Source organism: Cupriavidus nantongensis (genome assembly GCF_001598055.1).
Taxonomy (GTDB): Bacteria; Pseudomonadota; Gammaproteobacteria; order Burkholderiales; family Burkholderiaceae; genus Cupriavidus; species Cupriavidus nantongensis.
In genome coordinates, this window is sequence record NZ_CP014844.1 from 361,659 (window position 1) to 379,577 (window position 17,919).

Annotated in this window: 19 protein-coding genes; 8 read left to right on the forward strand and 11 right to left on the reverse strand. The window is 68.9% G+C overall.

The features are described from left to right. Position 1: 1 nt before the first annotated feature. The gene (locus tag A2G96_RS01550; RefSeq protein WP_062796147.1) at positions 2-553 is read right to left on the reverse strand and encodes a MarR family winged helix-turn-helix transcriptional regulator; all 552 of its coding nucleotides are present in this window, start codon (positions 551-553) and stop codon (positions 2-4) included. A gap of 91 nt (positions 554-644) precedes the next feature. Between A2G96_RS01550 and A2G96_RS01555 the strand changes: the two genes are divergently transcribed. The 3 genes from A2G96_RS01555 to A2G96_RS01565 all read left to right on the forward strand — a co-directional run bounded on the left by A2G96_RS01555 (position 645) and on the right by A2G96_RS01565 (position 3,009). Next, entirely contained in the window at positions 645-1,556 is a 912-nt protein-coding gene (locus A2G96_RS01555; protein ID WP_062802004.1) for an EamA family transporter, read from the forward strand. Between the two features lie 97 nt (positions 1,557-1,653). After that, positions 1,654-1,920 carry a hypothetical protein gene (locus tag A2G96_RS01560; RefSeq protein WP_092315260.1) on the forward strand — a complete coding sequence of 89 codons (267 nt, stop codon included), beginning with the start codon at positions 1,654-1,656 and terminating at the stop codon, positions 1,918-1,920. A 99-nt stretch (positions 1,921-2,019) separates the two neighbouring features. Continuing rightward, positions 2,020-3,009 (forward strand): Bug family tripartite tricarboxylate transporter substrate binding protein, encoded by a 990-nt coding sequence (locus A2G96_RS01565; protein ID WP_062796152.1) that lies wholly within the window; start codon positions 2,020-2,022, stop codon positions 3,007-3,009. A 32-nt stretch (positions 3,010-3,041) separates the two neighbouring features. On the opposite strand, the gene A2G96_RS01570 is transcribed toward A2G96_RS01565, so the two are convergent. Further along, entirely contained in the window at positions 3,042-3,722 is a 681-nt protein-coding gene (locus tag A2G96_RS01570) for a response regulator transcription factor (RefSeq protein ID WP_062796155.1), read from the reverse strand. Positions 3,723-3,951: 229 nt separating this feature from the next. On the opposite strand from A2G96_RS01570, the gene A2G96_RS01575 reads away from it, so the two are divergent. Both A2G96_RS01575 and A2G96_RS01580 read left to right on the forward strand, forming a co-directional pair. Next, entirely contained in the window at positions 3,952-4,680 is a 729-nt protein-coding gene (locus A2G96_RS01575; protein ID WP_062802005.1) for a response regulator transcription factor, read from the forward strand. After that, on the forward strand, positions 4,677-5,438 hold the full coding sequence (locus A2G96_RS01580) for a sensor histidine kinase (RefSeq protein WP_062796157.1): 762 nt from the start codon (positions 4,677-4,679) through the stop codon (positions 5,436-5,438). Before A2G96_RS01575 ends, A2G96_RS01580 begins: the two co-directional genes overlap by 4 nt. Before the next feature lie 50 nt (positions 5,439-5,488). Here the strand turns inward: A2G96_RS01580 and A2G96_RS01585 are convergent, their stop codons facing one another. The 4 genes from A2G96_RS01585 to minC form a co-directional block, all read right to left on the reverse strand. Next, a complete protein-coding gene (locus tag A2G96_RS01585) occupies positions 5,489-6,577 on the reverse strand; it encodes a porin (RefSeq protein WP_062796159.1) in 1,089 nt (362 codons plus the stop codon). Between the two features lie 334 nt (positions 6,578-6,911). Then, positions 6,912-7,166 carry a cell division topological specificity factor MinE gene (minE, locus tag A2G96_RS01590; protein ID WP_012351386.1) on the reverse strand — a complete coding sequence of 85 codons (255 nt, stop codon included), beginning with the start codon at positions 7,164-7,166 and terminating at the stop codon, positions 6,912-6,914. Positions 7,167-7,187: 21 nt separating this feature from the next. Next, positions 7,188-8,003, reverse strand: coding sequence for a septum site-determining protein MinD (minD, locus tag A2G96_RS01595; RefSeq protein ID WP_062796161.1), 816 nt, complete (start codon positions 8,001-8,003; stop codon positions 7,188-7,190). A gap of 68 nt (positions 8,004-8,071) precedes the next feature. Further along, the gene (gene minC, locus A2G96_RS01600; RefSeq protein WP_062796163.1) at positions 8,072-8,872 is read right to left on the reverse strand and encodes a septum site-determining protein MinC; all 801 of its coding nucleotides are present in this window, start codon (positions 8,870-8,872) and stop codon (positions 8,072-8,074) included. A gap of 240 nt (positions 8,873-9,112) precedes the next feature. On the opposite strand from minC, the gene A2G96_RS01605 reads away from it, so the two are divergent. Then, positions 9,113-10,084: a magnesium and cobalt transport protein CorA gene (locus A2G96_RS01605; RefSeq protein ID WP_062796165.1), complete on the forward strand. Its 972-nt coding sequence runs from the start codon at positions 9,113-9,115 to the stop codon at positions 10,082-10,084. Positions 10,085-10,229: 145 nt separating this feature from the next. Next, entirely contained in the window at positions 10,230-10,931 is a 702-nt protein-coding gene (locus A2G96_RS01610) for a tetratricopeptide repeat protein (protein WP_062796167.1), read from the forward strand. Between the two features lie 193 nt (positions 10,932-11,124). Here A2G96_RS01610 and gatB read toward each other — a convergent pair whose 3' ends face one another. From gatB to gatC, 5 genes are all read right to left on the reverse strand, one after another. Further along, the gene (gatB, locus tag A2G96_RS01615) at positions 11,125-12,582 is read right to left on the reverse strand and encodes an Asp-tRNA(Asn)/Glu-tRNA(Gln) amidotransferase subunit GatB (RefSeq protein ID WP_062796169.1); all 1,458 of its coding nucleotides are present in this window, start codon (positions 12,580-12,582) and stop codon (positions 11,125-11,127) included. An 89-nt stretch (positions 12,583-12,671) separates the two neighbouring features. Continuing rightward, complete coding sequence (locus A2G96_RS01620) at positions 12,672-13,781, reverse strand: dienelactone hydrolase family protein (protein WP_062796171.1); 1,110 nt, start codon at positions 13,779-13,781, stop codon at positions 12,672-12,674. A 26-nt stretch (positions 13,782-13,807) separates the two neighbouring features. Continuing rightward, the gene (locus tag A2G96_RS01625; RefSeq protein WP_062796173.1) at positions 13,808-14,266 is read right to left on the reverse strand and encodes a hypothetical protein; all 459 of its coding nucleotides are present in this window, start codon (positions 14,264-14,266) and stop codon (positions 13,808-13,810) included. 2 nt (positions 14,267-14,268) lie between these two features. Further along, the gene (gene gatA, locus A2G96_RS01630) at positions 14,269-15,774 is read right to left on the reverse strand and encodes an Asp-tRNA(Asn)/Glu-tRNA(Gln) amidotransferase subunit GatA (RefSeq protein WP_062796175.1); all 1,506 of its coding nucleotides are present in this window, start codon (positions 15,772-15,774) and stop codon (positions 14,269-14,271) included. An 85-nt stretch (positions 15,775-15,859) separates the two neighbouring features. Then, positions 15,860-16,159: an Asp-tRNA(Asn)/Glu-tRNA(Gln) amidotransferase subunit GatC gene (gene gatC, locus A2G96_RS01635; protein ID WP_025585501.1), complete on the reverse strand. Its 300-nt coding sequence runs from the start codon at positions 16,157-16,159 to the stop codon at positions 15,860-15,862. A gap of 613 nt (positions 16,160-16,772) precedes the next feature. Here gatC and A2G96_RS01640 point away from each other — a divergent pair. Continuing rightward, positions 16,773-17,816, forward strand: a complete 1,044-nt coding sequence (locus A2G96_RS01640) for a rod shape-determining protein (protein ID WP_008648066.1) — start codon at positions 16,773-16,775, stop codon at positions 17,814-17,816. Positions 17,817-17,919: the final 103 nt, after the last annotated feature.

Genomic DNA, 17,919 nt, shown 5'->3' on the forward strand with positions numbered 1-17,919 from the left:
CTTAGTCGCCTGACTTGCCATCGCCGCCATCGCCGGCGGGCGGCTCGAACATGCGCAGCCAGCGGCGCAGCAGCGCGGCCAGCTGCGCGCGCTCCGTCGCGGTCAGCCCTTCCAGCAGGCGGTGCTCGTTGGCCACGTGCAACTCCACCGCGTGGTCGACACGCTTGCGGCCGGCGTCGGTCAGCGCCACCAGCAGTCCGCGCCGGTCTTCCGGATTGGGCTCGCGCCGTACCAGCCCGGCCCGCTCTAGGTGGTCGAGCCGGTTGGTCATGGTGCCCGAGGTGATCATCAACGAACCGATCAGCGCACCGGGCGAGAGCGCATAAGGCGGCCCGGCGCGCCGCAGCGTCGCCAGCACATCGAACTCCCACGGCTGCAGGCCGGTTGCGCCCAGCGCGGCCTCGATCGCCCGACCGGTATGGCGGTTGAGCCGGCCCAGCCGCCCGAGGATGCCCATCGGCGAAGCATCGAGATCGGGGCGTTCGCGCGCCCATTGGGCGAGGATGCCGTCGACATGGTCGGGCGCGTCTTCGGGTTTGCGGCGGGCGGTCATCGGGCAGGGCAGAAAGGAAGCAGATCGAAGTATCTTGACATCAACCAATCGCCTTCGTAAAGTGATTTATCTTGACATCAAGAATATCGACATGAAGGCGAACGCCATTTCCACGACCGGGGCAGGCGGCCCGAGCCTCAGGGACATCCTGATGACCGGCCTCGCCCCCGCGATCTGGGGCAGTACTTACCTGGTCACCAGCCAGTGGTTGCCACCGGGGCAGCCACTGCTTTCGGGCGTGATCCGCGCACTGCCGGCCGGCCTGGCGATGCTGGCCTTCGGCAGGCAGTTGCCGCGGGGCGGCTGGTGGTGGCGCGCGGCGGTGCTGGGCGTGCTCAATATCGGCTTCTTCCAGGCGATGCTGTTCATCGCCGCCTACCGCCTGCCCGGTGGCGTGGCGGCCACCGTTGGCGCGATCCAGCCGCTGATCGTGGTGGTGCTGGCGTGGGCCTGGCTGGGCGCGCGCCCGCGCCCGGCGGCCTGGATGGCCGGCGCGGGCGGGTTGCTGGGCGTGGCGCTGCTGGTGCTCGGGCCGGCCGCCCGTCTGGATGCCGTTGGCGTGGCCGCGGCGGCGGCGGGGGCGGTGTCGATGGCGGTGGGTACGGTGCTGACGCGCCACTGGCAGCCGCCGGTCTCGCCGCTGGTGCTGACGGCATGGCAGCTGTGCGCGGGCGGGCTGTTCCTGCTGCCGTTCGCGCTGGTGCTGGAACCGCTGCCCGGGCATTTCACGCTGGCCAACTGGCTCGGCTACGCGTGGCTCAGCATAGTGGGCGCCGGCTTCAGCTACGCGCTGTGGTTCCGCGGGGTAGGGCGCATGCCGTCGGCGGCGGTGGCGGCGCTGGGCCTGCTCAGTCCGGTCAGCGCCACGGTGCTCGGCTTCCTGGTGCTGGGGCAGGCACTGACTGCGGTGCAGGCAGCCGGCGCGCTGCTGGTGCTGGGCAGCGTGTGGCTTGGCCAGCGCGCGGCCGCACCCGCCACGGTGGCGCGCGCGCAGGCGGCCTGATGTCATCCGCGAAGGGTGCTGCTGCCGCGCGGAATTTTGCGGCATCATGGCGGGCACTTCAGTCAGACCTGCCCCGTTTCCGCCGACGCCGCCGACGATGCCAGCCGCCCCAGACCCTTCCGCCGCCCCCGCCACGCCGCCCTGCGAGCGCTGCCTGGCGCTGGCCGATGATCCGCGCCGGCGCGAGCCGCCGGCCTGCCTGGCGCTGCGCGGCACGGCCCCGGTAGTCACCCAGAGCGCCGCCGGGGTGCCGTACAGCATGCTGTCGTTCTGCTGCCGCGACTGCGGCACGGGCTGGCGGCTCTACGACCGCGCCAACGAACTCTTTGTGTCGTGGGTGCCGGAGCGGCCGCTGGAGCGCTGAGCGCGCCGCATGATCGGCTAAGATAGCGGCTGTTCTGCGCCGCGCCGGCCCGTTGCCGCCGCGCGGCCGCTTCCGTCGAATCTCTCCCGCCTTCCCATCATGGCCTTTTCCTTCCGCTCGTCGCTGCTGGCCGCAGCGTGCGCCTTCAGTGCCGCCGTCCTTGCTCCCGCCGCTGCCGCCGCGGCCGACGCCTATCCCAGCCGCCCGATCCGCCTGATCGTCGCCTATCCCACCGGCGGCATCAGCGACACCGTCGCGCGCGCGCTCGGCGAGCGCCTGTCGGCGCAGATGGGTACCTCGGTGGTGGTCGAGAACAAGGCCGGCGCGGGCGGCAGCATCGGCATCGATGCGGTCGCCAAGGCCGCGCCGGACGGCTACACGCTCGGCTTTGCCGCCACCAGCCCGCTGACGCTGAATCCGCATGTGGGCCGCGTCAACTACGATCCGCAGAAAGACGTGGCGCCGGTGATGAGCGTGATGTACTCGCCGGTGCTGGTGGTCGGGACTTCCGCCTTCAGCGGCAAGAGCTTTGCCGACGTGGTCGGCCAGGCCAGCGCCAAACCGGGTTCGGTACGCTGGGCCACGTCGGGCCTGGGCACGGTCGGCCATGTGGTGCTGGAACAGGTCAAGCAGAAGTCGAAGGCCGATATCGTGCTGATCCCGTACAAGGGCGCCGGCCAGCAGATGAACGATGCGCTCGGCGGCCAGTTCGAGGTGATGAGCACCAACGCCAGCCCGGTGCTGAGCCAGCATATGCAGGCCGGCCGCCTGCGCGCGCTGGCGGTGGGCGCGCCCAAGCGCCTGGAGAGCCTGCCGGCCGTGCCGACGCTGGCCGAGCTGGGTTATCCCAAGGCCAACCTGACTTCCACCTTTGGTGTGTTCGCGCCGGGCAAGACCCCCGCGGCCATCATCAACCGCCTCAACGCCGAGCTGAACAAGGCGCTGGCCGAGCCCGAAGTGCATGAGCGCCTGCTCAAGGGCGGCGAAGTGCCGACCGGCGGCACGCCGGCGCAGTTTGCCAAGGCCATCCGCGAAGAGTCCGCGGAGAATGCCCGCATCGTCAGGGAAGCCGGCATCAAGGCTGACTGAATGCCCCGCGGGGTGCCGGCGACGCAGTCGCGCTAGGCCGCATCGAGCCGGCTCCCCAGCCCGTACACCGACGACAGCCGCACGCCGTTGTGCGGCCACAGCGCCAGCTTGGTGCGCACGCGCGACAGGTGGCTGTCCACGGTGCGCGAGGCCGTGTCCATGTGATAGCGCCAGACCTGGTCGACCATGGTCTGGCGCAGCACCAGCGAACCGAGATTTCGGAACAGCAGCACCGCCAGGTCGAATTCCTTCGGGGCGAGCAGCACCGGCTGGCCCTTGACCCACACCTGCCGCTCGGCGGTGGCAAAGCGGAACGGACCGTGTTCCAGGTCGCAGTCCGCGCTTGCCGGCCGCGCGCGGCGCAGCAGCGCCAGCACGCGCGCGGCCAGTTCCGCGGTGCGCAGCGGCTTGGGCACGTAGCTGTCCGCGCCCTGCGCCAGGCACGCCGCGACAAAGCCTTCTTCGTTCGAGGCTCCGGTCAGCATCACCGGCATCTCGTTGCCCAGGGTGCGGCGCACCCACGCCAGCACTTCCAATGCCGGCAGGCCCGGCGTATCGCAATCCAGCATCAGCAGGTCGAACGACCGGCCGCGCAGCGCGCCGATCAGCGCGCGACCGCTGAGGTAGCGCGTGCACTGGTGGCCGTTCAGGCGCAGGGTTTGTTCGATGCTGACGGCGAGGGTAGGGTCCGCCTGCAGCGCGGCGATCTTCACGGACGTGGCTCCTGTGCGCGGACGCACCGTGGTGCGCCGCCGGGATGGACAGCTCGACAAACGGGTGGTGCGGGCACGGGTCGTGCCGCAGCGAAGCCCATGGTAGGAGCGGCTCGCTGAGGCGAGAAGTAAAAGATTGTTGAAAGGCGAGATTGAGCGCTTTCCTATTCGGGCGGGCTGCGACACCGGATTAAATGTCCCGCTAATGGCCAGCTACGTCGGAGGCAACATGGGAAAGAAAACGGCACCGCGCATTGCATCGCTCGAGGACGCGCCCGCGGATGCGGCGCTGATCCGCCAGGTCGTCGCCAGCGCGGGATTCGAATGCGTCAGCTTCAGCGAAAGCCGGCACCTGCTGCTGGCGCTGCGCGACGCCGGCTTCGACCTGCTGCTGCTGGACTGGCAGATGCCCGACCTGTCCGGGCGCGAGGTGCTGGCCTGGGTGCGCAGCCACCTGGACCGGCGCATCCCGGTCATGTTCCTGAGCTGCCGCGATGCCGAGCACGATATCGTCAGCGCGCTCGCCGCCGGCGCCGATGACTACATGGTCAAGCCGATCCGCCCGGCCGAGCTGGCCGCGCGCATCGACTGCCTGCTGCGGCGCGCGTATCCGGCGCAGGCGTCCCCGCACGCGCCGCTGCGGCTGGGCGACTACGCCTTCGACTGCGCATTGCGCCGGGTCACCTGCAACGGCCAGCCGATCGGCCTGACGCCCAAGGAGTTCGACCTCGCGGTGCTGCTGTTCCGCCACGAAGGCCGCATCGTCACGCGCGACCACATCACCGCCGCGGTCTGGGGCCGCGAGATCTCGCCGATGTCGCGCACCATCGATACCCACGTGTCGCGCGTGCGCAGCAAGCTCGGGCTGCAGGCCGGGCACGGCATGCGGCTGACCCCGGTCTATACGCATGGCTACCGGCTGGAGCGCCTGGCACACACGGAGCGGGCCGCGGCATGACGGCGCGCCAGTTGCGCGTTGCGCTGGTTGCCGCGGCGTTGTGCCTGGGCGGCAGCCGGCTGGTGCGACGCAGCCGCAGCGCTGCTGCGCTGCCGGTGCCAGCAAGCGGCCGCGACGTGCGCGACCCGGCCGCCGTGCACGACATGCTGCTGCATGTGCTGGGCCACGACCTGCGCCAACCCAATGCGTCGCTGCTGGCGTGGCTGGCGCTGCGGCAGACCCGCTCGCAGGCCGATGCGGCACTGCTGGCGCAGGTCGGCGGCCATGCGCGCCGCTCGCTGCGCCATATCGACGACCTGAACCGGCTGCTGCGCGAAACCCGGCATGCCTACCGGATGCGGCGGATCGCCATGGAGACCCTGCTCGATGAAGCGCTGGACCGCGTCTGGTCCGAAGCCTGCGAGGCCGGGATCCGGCTCGAACGCCCGGCCGGGCGCTTGCCGCGCATCGGCGGCGACGCGGCGATGCTCGCCGCTACGCTGGAATGGCTGCTGAGCAGCGCCATCGGCGCGGCGGCGCATGGCACGGCCTTGCGCACCGCGTGCCGCGGCCATGCCGGCGGCGCGGCGCTGTCGATCGTGTTCCAGCCCGCCGATGACACGGGCGCCGCGCAACTGGCCCGGCCTGGACCCGCGCTGCTGTGCGCGCAGCGCGTGGTGGCGCGCCATGGCGGCCTGCTGGTGCCGCTGCAGCCGATGCAGGGCGAAGCCGCGCAGGCCGGCTGGTACCTGTGGCTGCGACGCCGGCCGCGACCATGAAAAAAGGCACCCGAAGGTGCCTTTTGCCAGGGCTGCCGATCAGGTATCGATCAGAAGATGTGGCGGATACCGACGGCAGCGCCGGTCTGGTTGTTGCGGCCCGGCATTTCGGTGGTGGTGCCGCCCGAAACCTTGTTGAAGTCAACCGTACCGTAGACCTGGGTGCGCTTGGACAGCGAGTACTCGGCCAGCAGCACGCCGGTGTAGCGGCGGCCGTTGTTGTTGTTAACGCCGTTGACGTTTTCAACATAGTCGCCGTAGAACACGCCGGTCAGCGCCAGAGCCGGGGTGGCCTGGTAGGTCACGCCGATGTAGCCGATGGTGTCCTTGCGCGGGTTGGCTGCTGCGTTGCCACCTGCCGGGATCGGGTTAAGCGTCGTGGCGCCGGTTGAGGTGTCGAAGTTCAGCGAAGCGTCGACACTGCCGGTGCGGTCCTTACCACCGATATAACCCACGAAGACCTTGGCCGGCCCGATCGAGTACTTACCGGCAGCGCCCCACATCTGTTGCTTCTCGCCGGTCAGATTACGCACTTCTTGGTACACGCCGCCGATGCCGAACGGACCGAAGGTGTACGCGGCGCGAGCGCCCCAGTACTGGTTCCGGCTCATGCTGCCCGCTTGCTCGCCGAAGCCGTAGCTGGCTCCGACGTCCAGGCCGCCGAACTTGCCGCCGTAGCTGATGACGTTGTCGTTACGGAAGTTGGTCAGGAAGAACGGCCAGGCGTTGTTGGTGTAGTTGCCGATGGTCAGCGGATCGTAGTCGCCGAAGAAATTAAAGCCTTCGGTGTACTGGCGGCCCAGCTTGATCGTGCCGAAGTCACCGCTCAGGCCCACGTAGGCCTGACGACCGAACAGGCGGCCATTCTGGTTGGCGCGGCCGGTGTCCGGATCGAAGCCGTTTTCCAGCTGGAAGATCGCCTTCAGGTTGTTGCCCAGGGCTTCGCTGCCCTTGATGCCCCAGCGGCTGTTGGTGACGGCGCCGTTGGTCAGTTCCCACGAGTTGTCATTGTTGGCGTTCGCGTTCGTCTGGAAGCGGATGCTCTGGTCGACGATACCGTACAGGGTGACGGACGATTGTGCGAAAGCCGAACCTGCCAACAGGCTGCCGGCTGCGAGGACGATGGCCGATTTCTTCATGGTGCTCCTTTTCTGTCTTGTACTGTGCCCTTCGCCGGATCACGGCGGGGATAAGGTCTACGTTTCCTGTAAACGCCGCGAAAATTTAACAAAACGTAAGGAACAAGGACACAAAACTCCGTGGAGCCGCGCTTTCAAGCAGGAAATTGGTGCAATTCCGTTGTCTGGCCGCTACAGAATTCTGCATTTGGGGGATAAGGCAGCGCAGCGGAGAAGCCTCGGCACCGCGCTGGCACGGCGGCGGGGCGTTGGAGCGACAGGGCGGGAAGGCGCAAGAAGGGGCGGGGCAGCGAGCCCCGCGGGGGCATGGACCCGGCGCCGCCGGGTCCCGTGCTCAGTGCTGCGGGATCTCGATCTTGACCTCGAGCACCTCGAGGTTGTCCTGGCGTTCCAGGCTGACGCGCAGGTCCTGGTCGCCGATCTTGACGTACTTGGAGATCACCGCCACCAGCTCGCGCTGCAGCGCGGGCAGGTAGTCGGCGGGGGCGGAATGGCCGGTGCGCTCGTGCGCCAGGATGATCTGCAGCCGCTCCTTGGCGACCGACGCGGACTTCTTCTTCTCTCCCAGCAGGAAGGAAAGGATCGACATGGGGTGAGCCCTCCTTGACCGTTACTTGTTGCCGAAGATGCGCGAGAACAGCCCCGGCTTCTGGTAGTCGGTGAAACGCATCGGCTTGTCCTTGCCGAGGAAGCGGTCCACCACGTCGCTGTAGGCGTCGGACACGTCGCTGCCTTCCAGGTGGATGGCGGGCGTGCCCTGGTTGGAGGCGTGCAGCACCGCTTCCGATTCCGGCACCACGCCGATCAGCTTGATGCGCAGGATTTCCTGGATGTCGGTCAGCGACAGCATCTCGCCGCCATGAACGCGCTTGGGGTTGTAGCGCGTGATCAGCAGGTGTTCCTTGATCGGATCGCCGCCCTCGGTGGCGCGCTTGGTCTTGGACGCCAGGATGCCGAGGATGCGGTCCGAATCGCGCACCGACGACACTTCCGGGTTGGTCACGATCAGCGCCTCGTCGGCGAAGTACATGGCCATCAGCGCGCCCGATTCGATGCCGGCGGGCGAGTCGCAGACAATGTATTCGAAATCCATCTCGATCAGGCCGTCGATCACCTTCTCGACGCCCTCGCGCGTCAGCGCATCCTTGTCGCGCGTCTGCGACGCCGGCAGGATGAACAGGTTCTCGCACTTCTTGTCCTTGATCAGCGCCTGGCGCAGGTTGGCTTCGCCCTGCACCACGTTGATCAGGTCATACACCACGCGGCGCTCGCAACCCATGATCAGGTCGAGGTTGCGCAGGCCGACGTCGAAGTCGATCACGGCAGTCTTGTGGCCACGCAGGGCCAGGCCGGCGGCAAAGCTGGCGCTGGTGGTGGTCTTGCCGACGCCTCCCTTGCCGGAGGTCACAACGATGATTTTTGCCATGGCTCTTTGGTCCAGTAATAAGTTGGAAGCTTGCGCTCTCTGTGATCCGGTCCCGATGCGCGCCGCGGTTACTTGAGCCGCAGCGCTTCGAGGATCAGTTTTTCATCGGCCAGGCGCACCTGGGCGGTCTTGCCGTGCACATCGGCCGGAAGCGTCTGCTCCGCGGTCCGGTAGATGCCGGCGATGGAAATCAGTTCGGGCTCCATGCACGTGCTGAAGATGCGCGCGGCGGTGTTGCCCTTGACCCCCGCCAGCGCGCGGCCGCGCAGCGGGGCATAGATATGGATGTTGCCTTCGGCGATGACCTCGGCACCGTAGCTGACCACGTCCATGATGACCACGTCGCCATGCGCGTAGACCTGCTGGCCAGAGCGCAGCGGCTTGTCGATCAGCAGGGTCTGGTTCTGGCGCACGGCGGCGGCGACGGCGGCGTCGGTGGCCGCCTGCGCCGCGGCGCGGGCGGCTTCCTCGCGCGCCGCTTGTTCCGCGACGGCCTGTTCCGCGGCGGCAGCGGCCCTGGCTTCGGCGGCACGCTCGGCGGCGCCGTTGCGGCGGGCCTGGCTGTCGAGCAGCGGCAGGCCGAAGCGCTCGGCCCACTCGCGCTGGCCGGCGCGGGCCACCACGCCGATGGCGCGGGCCTTGAGCGTGGCCAGCGTGTCGATCACGGTGCCGAGCGCGACTTCGCTGTCATCGTCGAGCGCGCGCAGGTCCAGCGCGATCACGTCATTGGAGAAGAAGTCGGGGGTGGCTTCGAAGCGGGTGAGGAGGTCATCCCGCAGCGCAGCCATGTCGGCGGTCTGGAGGGCGAGAAGGAGGGCGTCGACGTTGCCACTGCGCAGCTCGAAGCGTGGCGTTTTCTTCTGGGACATAGCCGGGTGACCGTGGAAATGCCACATTCTAACGTTGTATCTGTGGCGAACTGTAACAATTGGATCGATATGTACCGCAGGTGGCGGGTGGGCTCCATGCGCGCACCGCTGGCGCGGCGCAAGTGTGGCCGGCGCGGCTTGAGCGGCTTCGGCATCGGGCCAGGCGCGGGCAGGGCGCGGGCAGTGCGGGCATCGTGCAAAGCCTTGTTACGATTGCGCCATCTGATCAGCGGAGTTTCCATGGGCGCCATCGTCAATTGCGTGGCCTACCGGCAGGGCAAGCGGCTCGGCACGGTAGGCATGGAAGAAATCCCGAAGGTGCTGGCGGTGCCTGGCACCTTCGTCTGGCTGGGGCTGCACGAGCCCGAACTGGCGCTGCTGCGGCAGGCGCAGCAAGCCTTCGGCCTGCACGACCTCGCGGTCGAAGACGCGACCAACGCGCACCAGCGGCCCAAGCTCGAGGCCTACGGCGATTCCGTGTTCGTGGTGCTCAACACCGCGCAGCTGGTGCAGGACGAAGTCGTGGTCGGCGAGACCCATCTGTTCGTCGGCCCCAACTACGTGGTCTCGGTGCGCCATGGGGCCAGCAGCACCTATGCACCGGTGCGCGAGCGCTGCGAGCACGACCCGCACGGACTGGCCAACGGGCCTGGCTATGTGCTGTACGCGCTGATGGATTTCGTCGTCGACCACTACCTGCCGATCGTCACGCGCCTGGAGGACAACTTCGAGGCGCTCGAGCAGGGCATCTTCCGCGACGAGTTCGACCGCGCCGCGATCCAGCGGCTGTACCAGGTCAAGCGCCAGGTACTGCGCCTGCGCAACGCGGTCAGCCCGGTCGAGGACATGTGCGGCCAGCTGATCCGGCTGCACGAAGAGCTGGTGCCGAAGGAGCTGCGCGCCTACTTCCGCGATATCGAGGACCACGCCAGCCGGCTGGTGCGCACGCTCGACGTGGTGCGCGAGATGCTGACCACGGCGGTGCAGGTCAACCTGGCGCTGGTGACCGTCGGCCAGAACGAGGTGGTCAAGCGGCTCGCCGGCTGGGGCGCCATCCTGGCGATCCCGACGGTGGTGTTCAGCCTGTACGGGATGAACTTCGATTTCATGCCCGAGCTGAAGGTCCACTATGCCTATCCGGCGGTGATCGGCGTGACCGCGGTGGCCTGTGGCGCGCTGTGGCGGCGGCTGCACCGCGCGGGGTGGATCTGAGCCGGGATTTGGTTTATTGGTACGACGAATGATTGGGGCCGGCATTGTTGGCCGGTTGATTATTCGTGTAGATAATTCGGTCGCTACCGGGCACCTCGGCGGACTCCTACACTGAAGCAAAGAAGGCCCCGCGCCGGAGTCCGCCATGTCGAAAGCCCGTTTCCCGCATGCCGCCTTGCTGGCCGGCGCGCTTTGCGCGTGGCTGGTGTTGCCACCCGCCACCGCGGCACCGCAGCCGCCCGCTCCGGCGCAGGCGCAGACCCGTGACGCTGTCGCGGCCTACGAGTCCGGCCGCTTCGACGAGGCCTTGCAGGGCTTCTCCGCCGCCGCGCGCCAGGGCAACCGCCTCGCCCAATTCAATTACGCGATGATGCTGCTGCGTGGCGAGGGCACTGCCGCGCGGCCGCAAGAGGCGCTGGTGTGGTTGCGCAAGGCGGCCGACAACGGCATGACCCATGCGCAATACACCTGGGGCGACCTGTACGAGCGCGGCGAACTGGTGCCGAAATCGCTGGAACAGGCGAACCGCTGGTACGAACGCGCGGCGCAGGGCGGCCACGTGCAGGCGCAGATGGAACTGGCGACGAACTACTTCACCGGCCGCGGCGTGCCGCGCGACTACGCGCAGGCGTTTGCGTGGTACCAGCGCGCGGCAAGCGCGGGGAACGGCGGCGCGCAGTACATCGTCGGCAGCTTCTATGAGCGTGGCGAGCCCGGCGTGGTCGACCGGGATATCGAGCAGGCGAAGATCTGGTATGCACGCTCCGCGGCGCACGGGGATCCCGGGGCGCTGGCGAAGCTGAGGTCGTTGCTGGAGGAGACGGTGAGGGGGAGGGCGGGGATGTGAAGGGCGCTTGAGCGTGCGCGAACCTTCCGACCGAAGGACGGCTCCCTCTCCCGCTTGCGGGAGAGGGTTGGGGAGAGGGCCGATGCGTCGACGAAGTCAGGGCCGTCGGTATGCCAGCGCCTGCCCTCTCCCCGGCCCCTCTCCCGCGAGCGGGAGAGGGGAGCCAACAAGCGGGATAGACCGGACTGGAGCCTTACCCCAGCTTCTTCCTCAGCAGTTCATTCACCTGCGCCGGATTGGCCTTGCCCTTGGTCGCCTTCATCGCCTGCCCGACCAGCGCGTTGAACGCCTTTTCCTTGCCCGAGCGGAATTCCTCGACCGACCTGGCATTGGCGGCCAGCACGTCGTCGATGATCTTTTCCAGCTCGCCGCTGTCGGACATTTGCTTCAGTCCCTTGGCCGCGATGATGGCGTCGGCGTCGCCGCCGTGCTCGCCTGCCCACATCGCGGGGAACACGTCCTTCTTGGCGGTGTTGTTCGACACCGTGCCGTCGGCGATGCGCGCCAGCAGCCTGGCCAGTTGCGCCGGCGTGACCGGCGCCGCGTCGATGGCGATGCCTTCGCGGTTCAGTTGCGAGGCCACGTCGCCCATCAGCCAGTTGGCGGCGGGCTTGGCGCTGGCCGTGCCCGCGCCGGCGACCACGGCTTCGAAGTAGGCGGCATAGGCCTTGGTCGCGGTCAGCATGGTGGCGTCATACGCCGACAGGCCGTATTGCGAGACAAAGCGCGCCTGCATCGCCGCCGGCAGCTCCGGCAGTTCGCCGCGCACGCGCTCGATCCAGCCGGCGTCGATCTCGAGCGGCATCAGGTCCGGGTCGGGGAAGTAGCGGTAGTCGTGCGCGTCTTCCTTGGTGCGCATGGCGCGGGTTTCGCCGGTGTCCGGGTCGAACAGCACGGTGGCCTGCTGGATCTTGCGGCCGTCCTCGATCTCGGCGATCTGCCATTGCACCTCGTATTCGATGGCCTGCTGCAGGAAGCGGAACGAGTTCAGGTTCTTGATCTCGCGGCGCGTGCCGAATTCCTTCTGGCCGAGCGGGCGCACCGACACGTTGGCGTCGCAGCGGAAGCTGCCTTCCTGCATGTTGCCGTCGCAGATGCCCAGCCACACCACCAGCGAGTGCAGCGCCTTGGCGTAGGCCACCGCTTCGGCGGCGCTGCGCATGTCGGGCTCGGTGACGATTTCCAGCAGCGGCGTGCCGGCACGGTTCAGGTCGATGCCGGTCATGCCGGCAAAGTCCTCGTGCAGCGACTTGCCCGCGTCTTCCTCCAGGTGCGCGCGCGTCAGGTTGACGGTCTTCTGGTAGGACTCGCCCTGCTTGCCCTCGACCTGGATGGTGATGGTGCCGCCCTGTACCACCGGGATCTCATACTGGCTGATCTGGTAGCCCTTGGGCAGGTCGGGGTAGAAGTAGTTCTTGCGTGCAAAGACGCTGCGCGGCGCGATGGTCGCGCCGATCGCCAGGCCGAACTGGATCGCGCGCTCGACCGCGCCCTGGTTGAGCACCGGCAGCACGCCCGGCAGCGCCAGGTCAACCGGCGACGCCTGCGTGTTGGCCTCGGCGCCGAAGGCGGTGGAGGTGCCGGAAAAAATCTTGGAGGCCGTCGACAGCTGCGCGTGCGTTTCGAGGCCGATCACCACTTCCCATTGCATGGCGGTATTCCTGTTCGGTTCTTTCGGTGTTGTCTGTTGCGAGGGAGCGGCAGCGCCGCCCCGGTGTTGTGTCTGGTCTTGCGTGGCGGTCAGGGGTCGGGACTGGCCAGCCAGGAGTCGAGCTGCGCCAGCGCGGCCACGCGCGCGACCGCGTCGCCGCCGACGGTAACGCTCTGGCCCTTGCGCATGGCGGCGGCGGGCACGTCGGTGCGCCGGTGCAGCTCGCTGGTGCCGTCGAAGCCGTGATAGGCGCCGGGGTAGATCTCCAGCCGGAAGCGCGCGCCCGGCTGGCGCGCCTGCACCGCGCTCTGCAGCATGGCGCAGCGGGTCGCCGGGGTCCAGTCGTCGGCGCCGCCGATCATCAGCAGCAGCGGCGCGCGCAGGCGGAAGCTGTGCTGCTGCACCGCGCGCTTGCAGCCCGGGTAGAACGCCACCGCGCGCTCGACCGGCGGCGTGCCGGCCGGCCACGGGCGGCTGGCGTCGACGGTGGCCAGCACCGCCTGCGCGCCGTTCGACCAGCCCAGCAGCACGATGCGCGCGGCGTCGACCGCGGGCTGCTGCGCCACCCAGCGCAGCGCGGCGAGCGCGTCGGCGCGGCGGGTGCGGTCGTCGATGGCGCGGTTGTCGATGGGCTCGGCGCAGATGCCGTTGGGCTTGCCGCGCGCGCTGAAGCTGTCGGGCATCAGCACCGCGTAGCCGCGTTCGGTGAGCCAGTGCGCGTATTCGCGGTAGCGTTGCTGCAGCAGCGCGGCAACATCCGCGGTGTCGGTACCGGTTGCCGCGGCGCTGCCGTCGCGCGTGGGGCGCTGTGCCAGCAGGCCGCCGCAGCCGTGCAGCGCCACCACCACCGGCAGCGCGCGCGGCGTGGTGGCTTCGCGCGGCAGGAACCAGTAGGCGGTCAGCGCCGGCGTGGCGGCATCGCCGCGCAGCTGGATCCGTTGCGCGGGCACGGGTGCGACTGCCGCCCTGGCTGCCGCCGATGAGGCCGGCGCGGCCCGGCTCACCGCGTTGGGCGCCAGTGCGCCCGCCGGCGTCAGCGGTGCCGGCGCGTCCAGCGCGGGTGCCGGCAGGTCCGGCGTATGCGCCGCGGCGCCGGCCAGCCACGCGCCAAAGCCAAGCGCCACCGCGGCGCGCAGCCACGCGCGCGCCGGACGGGCGGCGCGCGATGCGTGTTGCAGGGTGGCGGGGGCGTGGACCATGGCCGGCTTGCTGTGGTTACGGTGCTTCAGCGCGTGCGCGCGCAGGCGCCTGTGCCCGGCTCGAACATCACGGGCCAGGCTTCCTCATAGATGCCCGGGGTGCAGCGCTGCTGGCAGTTGGCGTGCGCCAGCGTGACGCGGCGCGGGTCCTGCCACACCATCAGCTTGCAGCCGCTGCCGTCGTTGGCGCGCAGCTCGATATGCGGCTTCTTCTGGACCTGGCGGAAATCCGCCAGGTTGAAGCTGCAAGAGCCGCGCTTGCCGACCCACAGCTTCCACGACAGCTGCTGCACGCTGTTGTCCGCAATGCGCAGCTGCGCGTCTTCGCGGAAGCCGTCTTCCTCGGTGCGGCGGCAGTCGCCGGCCAGGTCGATGTCGCGGCTGGCGATCGGCGTGGGCTTGCCGATGATCGGCAGCTGGATGCAGCCTGCCACCAGTGTGGCGAGCGCCGCGGCGGCAAGCAGGCGGAGCAGGGAGCGGGTCATGGTCAGGCCTTGGCGGGGCGGCGCAGGTGCCAGTCGGTCGCCTGCTGGAACGCGTGCGCGGCCTGCAGCAGGCGCGCTTCGTCGAAGTAGTTGCCGATCAGCTGCAGGCCCACGGGCATGTTGCCCGCGCCGAAGCCGCACGGCACGCTCATGCCGGGCAGGCCGGCCAGGCTGGTCGACAGCGTGAAGATGTCGGCCAGGTACATCTGCACCGGGTCCGAGGTCTTCTCGCCGAGCTTCCACGCCACCGTCGGCGCCACCGGGCCCATGATCACGTCGCACTGGGCGAAGGCGCGCTGGAAGTCGTCGGCGATGATGCGGCGGATTTTCTGCGCCTGCAGGTAGTAGGCGTCGTAGTAGCCGTGCGACAGCACGTAGGTGCCGACCAGGATGCGGCGCTTGACCTCGGCGCCGAAGCCTTCGGCGCGGGTCTTCTTGTACATGTCGAGCAGGTCGCGGTACTCGTCGGCGCGGTGGCCGTAGCGCACGCCGTCGAAGCGCGACAGGTTGGACGAGGCCTCGGCCGGCGCGATCACGTAGTACACCGGGATCGACAGCTCGGTCTTGGGCAGCGACACCTCGACCAGCGTCGCGCCCAGCTTCTCGTACTCGGCCAGCGCGGCGCGCACGGCCTGCTCGACGTCGGCCGCCAGGCCCTTGCCGAAGTACTCCCTCGGCAGGCCGATGCGCAGGCCGGCCAGCGGGCGCTCGGCGCTGGCGCCGGCGCGCGGCTGGCCCAGCAGGCGGGTGTAGTCCTCGTCCACGCCGCCCTGCGCGGGCGGGATGCTGGTCGAGTCCTTCGGGTCGAAGCCGGCCATGGCGTTGAGCAGCAGCGCGCAGTCCTCGGCGGTGTGGGCCATCGGGCCGCCCTGGTCCAGCGACGAGGCAAAGGCGATCATGCCGTAGCGCGACACGCGGCCGTAGGTCGGCTTGATGCCGGTGATGCCCGAGAACGATGCCGGCTGGCGGATCGAGCCGCCGGTGTCGGTGCCGGTGGCGGCGGGCGCGAGGCCGGCGGCGACCGCCGCGGCCGAGCCGCCCGACGAGCCGCCGGGCACGCGGCTGGCGTCCCACGGGTTGCGCACCGGGCCGAAATGCGAGTTCTCGTTGGACGAGCCCATCGCGAATTCGTCCATGTTGGTCTTGCCCAGCGTGACCATGCCGGCGGCGGCCATGCGCTCGACCACGGTGGCGTCGAACGGGCTTTCATAGTTGCCCAGCATCTTCGAGCCGGCGGTGGCGCGCCAGCCGCGCGTGACGAACACATCCTTGTGCGCGACCGGCACGCCGGTCAGCGGCGCGGCCTCGCCGCGCGCGCGGCGGGTGTCGGCGGCGCGGGCCTGGGCCAGCGTCAGCTCGGCATCGACGTGGATAAAGGCGTTGAGCGCGGCGGCCTGCTCGATGCGGGCCAGGTACTCGCGCGCGAGTTCCTCGGCGGAGACGGTGCGCGCGGCCAGGGCGTCGGCAAGCTGGCGCAGGGAAGTCACGGAATCAGCGGAAAAGGGCATGACAGTCGGTTGGCATCAGGGGTGTTGTACTGGCGGGCCGCCCGGGGCGCGCCTGGTGGCGCGGTGGCACGGGCCGGGGCAAGGGTCATTCGATGACCTTGGGCACCAGGTACAGGCCGTTTTCGGTGGCCGGCGCGGGGCGCTGGTAGTCGGCGCGGCGGTCGGTTTCGGTGACCACGTCCTCGCGCAGGCGCTGGACCATGTCGCGCACCGCCGACAGCGGATGCGCCAGCGGCTCGATGCCGGTGGTGTCGACCGCCTGCATCTGCTCGACCAGCGAGAAAAAGTTGTTCAGCTGCGCAAGCGTCTGGGCGGCCTCGTCATCGCTGGTTTCGATGCGGGCGAGGTGGGCAATGCGCTTGACGTCGGATAGGTCGAGGGCCATGGCGTGGTGGGTCGATGCTCGGAGGCTCGGATACTGGGATACGAAGGGCGGCGCGGGCTGCGCCGGCGGCTGGCTTGCGGTGCCGCTGCGTCGTGTGGCCCGCAGCCTGACCGCAGGCGCCGGAACGACACCCCGCAGTCGTCAGAATTGCAGGTATTTTCAGGCTGTAAACGCCCGAAGTCGCCAGAATTATAAGGTATCATTGCGAGTTACCGACCTTTGGCAACGCCTACGCCACATGGCCTGCGGCCGGCGCCTCCGCGCCCGGTGCCCGAAGGCGCCCGAAGGGCAAACCTGGGTCCTCTGATTAGGCCTTGCCGCCGGTCCCCGCATGTTGTGCGACAGCCAGCATGATGCGCCGGCGCCTGCACATTTCCGCGAACTTTTCGGCGGGGTCTAATCAAAGGTTCCCGTAGGGCCGGCGCGCGCGGTGCGCCGGCGGTGCCGAACCCGTTCCCATCCGGCCGGACAGCCTCCGGTCCGGGCGGCGGGCGGAGCGGGAAGCCGAGAACCATTCCGTATTCAACGCAACACAACCCCATTTCGTGGCCGGACCGCTCGCGGCGCCGGCCGCTTCGCCTACCCGCGAACACCATCACAGACAGGATTCCTGATGTTCGGATTTCTCCGCAGCTACTTCTCCAACGACCTGGCGATCGACCTCGGCACCGCCAACACGCTGATCTACATGCGCGACAAGGGCATCGTGCTGGACGAGCCCTCGGTCGTTGCGATCCGCCAGGAAGGCGGCCCCAACGCCAAGAAGACCATCACGGCGGTGGGCAAGGAAGCCAAGCAGATGCTGGGCAAGGTGCCGGGCAATATCGAGGCGATCCGCCCGATGAAGGACGGCGTGATCGCCGACTTCACCGTGACCGAGCAGATGCTCAAGCAATTCATCAAGATGGTGCATGACAGCAAGCTGCTGCGCCCGAGCCCGCGCATCATCATCTGCGTGCCGTGCGGCTCGACCCAGGTCGAGCGCCGCGCCATCCGCGAATCGGCGCTGGGCGCCGGCGCCAGCCAGGTCTACCTGATCGAGGAGCCGATGTCGGCCGCGATCGGCGCCGGCCTGCCGGTGTCGGAGCCGTCGGGCTCGATGGTGGTCGATATCGGCGGCGGCACCACCGAGGTCGGCATCATCTCGCTGGGCGGCATGGTCTACAAGGGTTCGGTGCGCGTCGGCGGCGACAAGTTCGACGAGGCCATCGTCAACTACATCCGCCGCAACTACGGCATGCTGATCGGCGAGCAGACCGCCGAGGCGATCAAGAAGGAAATCGGCTCGGCCTTCCCGGGCTCCGAGGTCCGCGAGATGGAAGTCAAGGGCCGCAACCTGTCCGAAGGCATCCCGCGCGCCTTTACCGTTTCGTCCAACGAAATCCTGGAAGCGCTGACCGATCCGCTCAACCAGATCGTGTCGGCGGTCAAGATCGCGCTGGAACAGACTCCGCCCGAACTGGGCGCCGACATCGCCGAGCGCGGCATGATGCTGACCGGCGGCGGCGCGCTGCTGCGCGACCTGGACCGCCTGCTGGCGGAAGAAACCGGCCTGCCGGTGCTGGTCGCCGAAGACCCGCTGACCTGCGTGGTGCGCGGCTCCGGCATGGCGCTGGAACGCATGGACAAGCTCGGCAGCATCTTCTCCTACGAGTAAGAAGGACGCTCACGTGGCGATGCGCGGCCTGCCGGATCGACCGATCATGGCGGCGTCGCGGCGCCGCATCCGCCGGGGCCCGGCCCTGGCAGCTCCCGCCGCC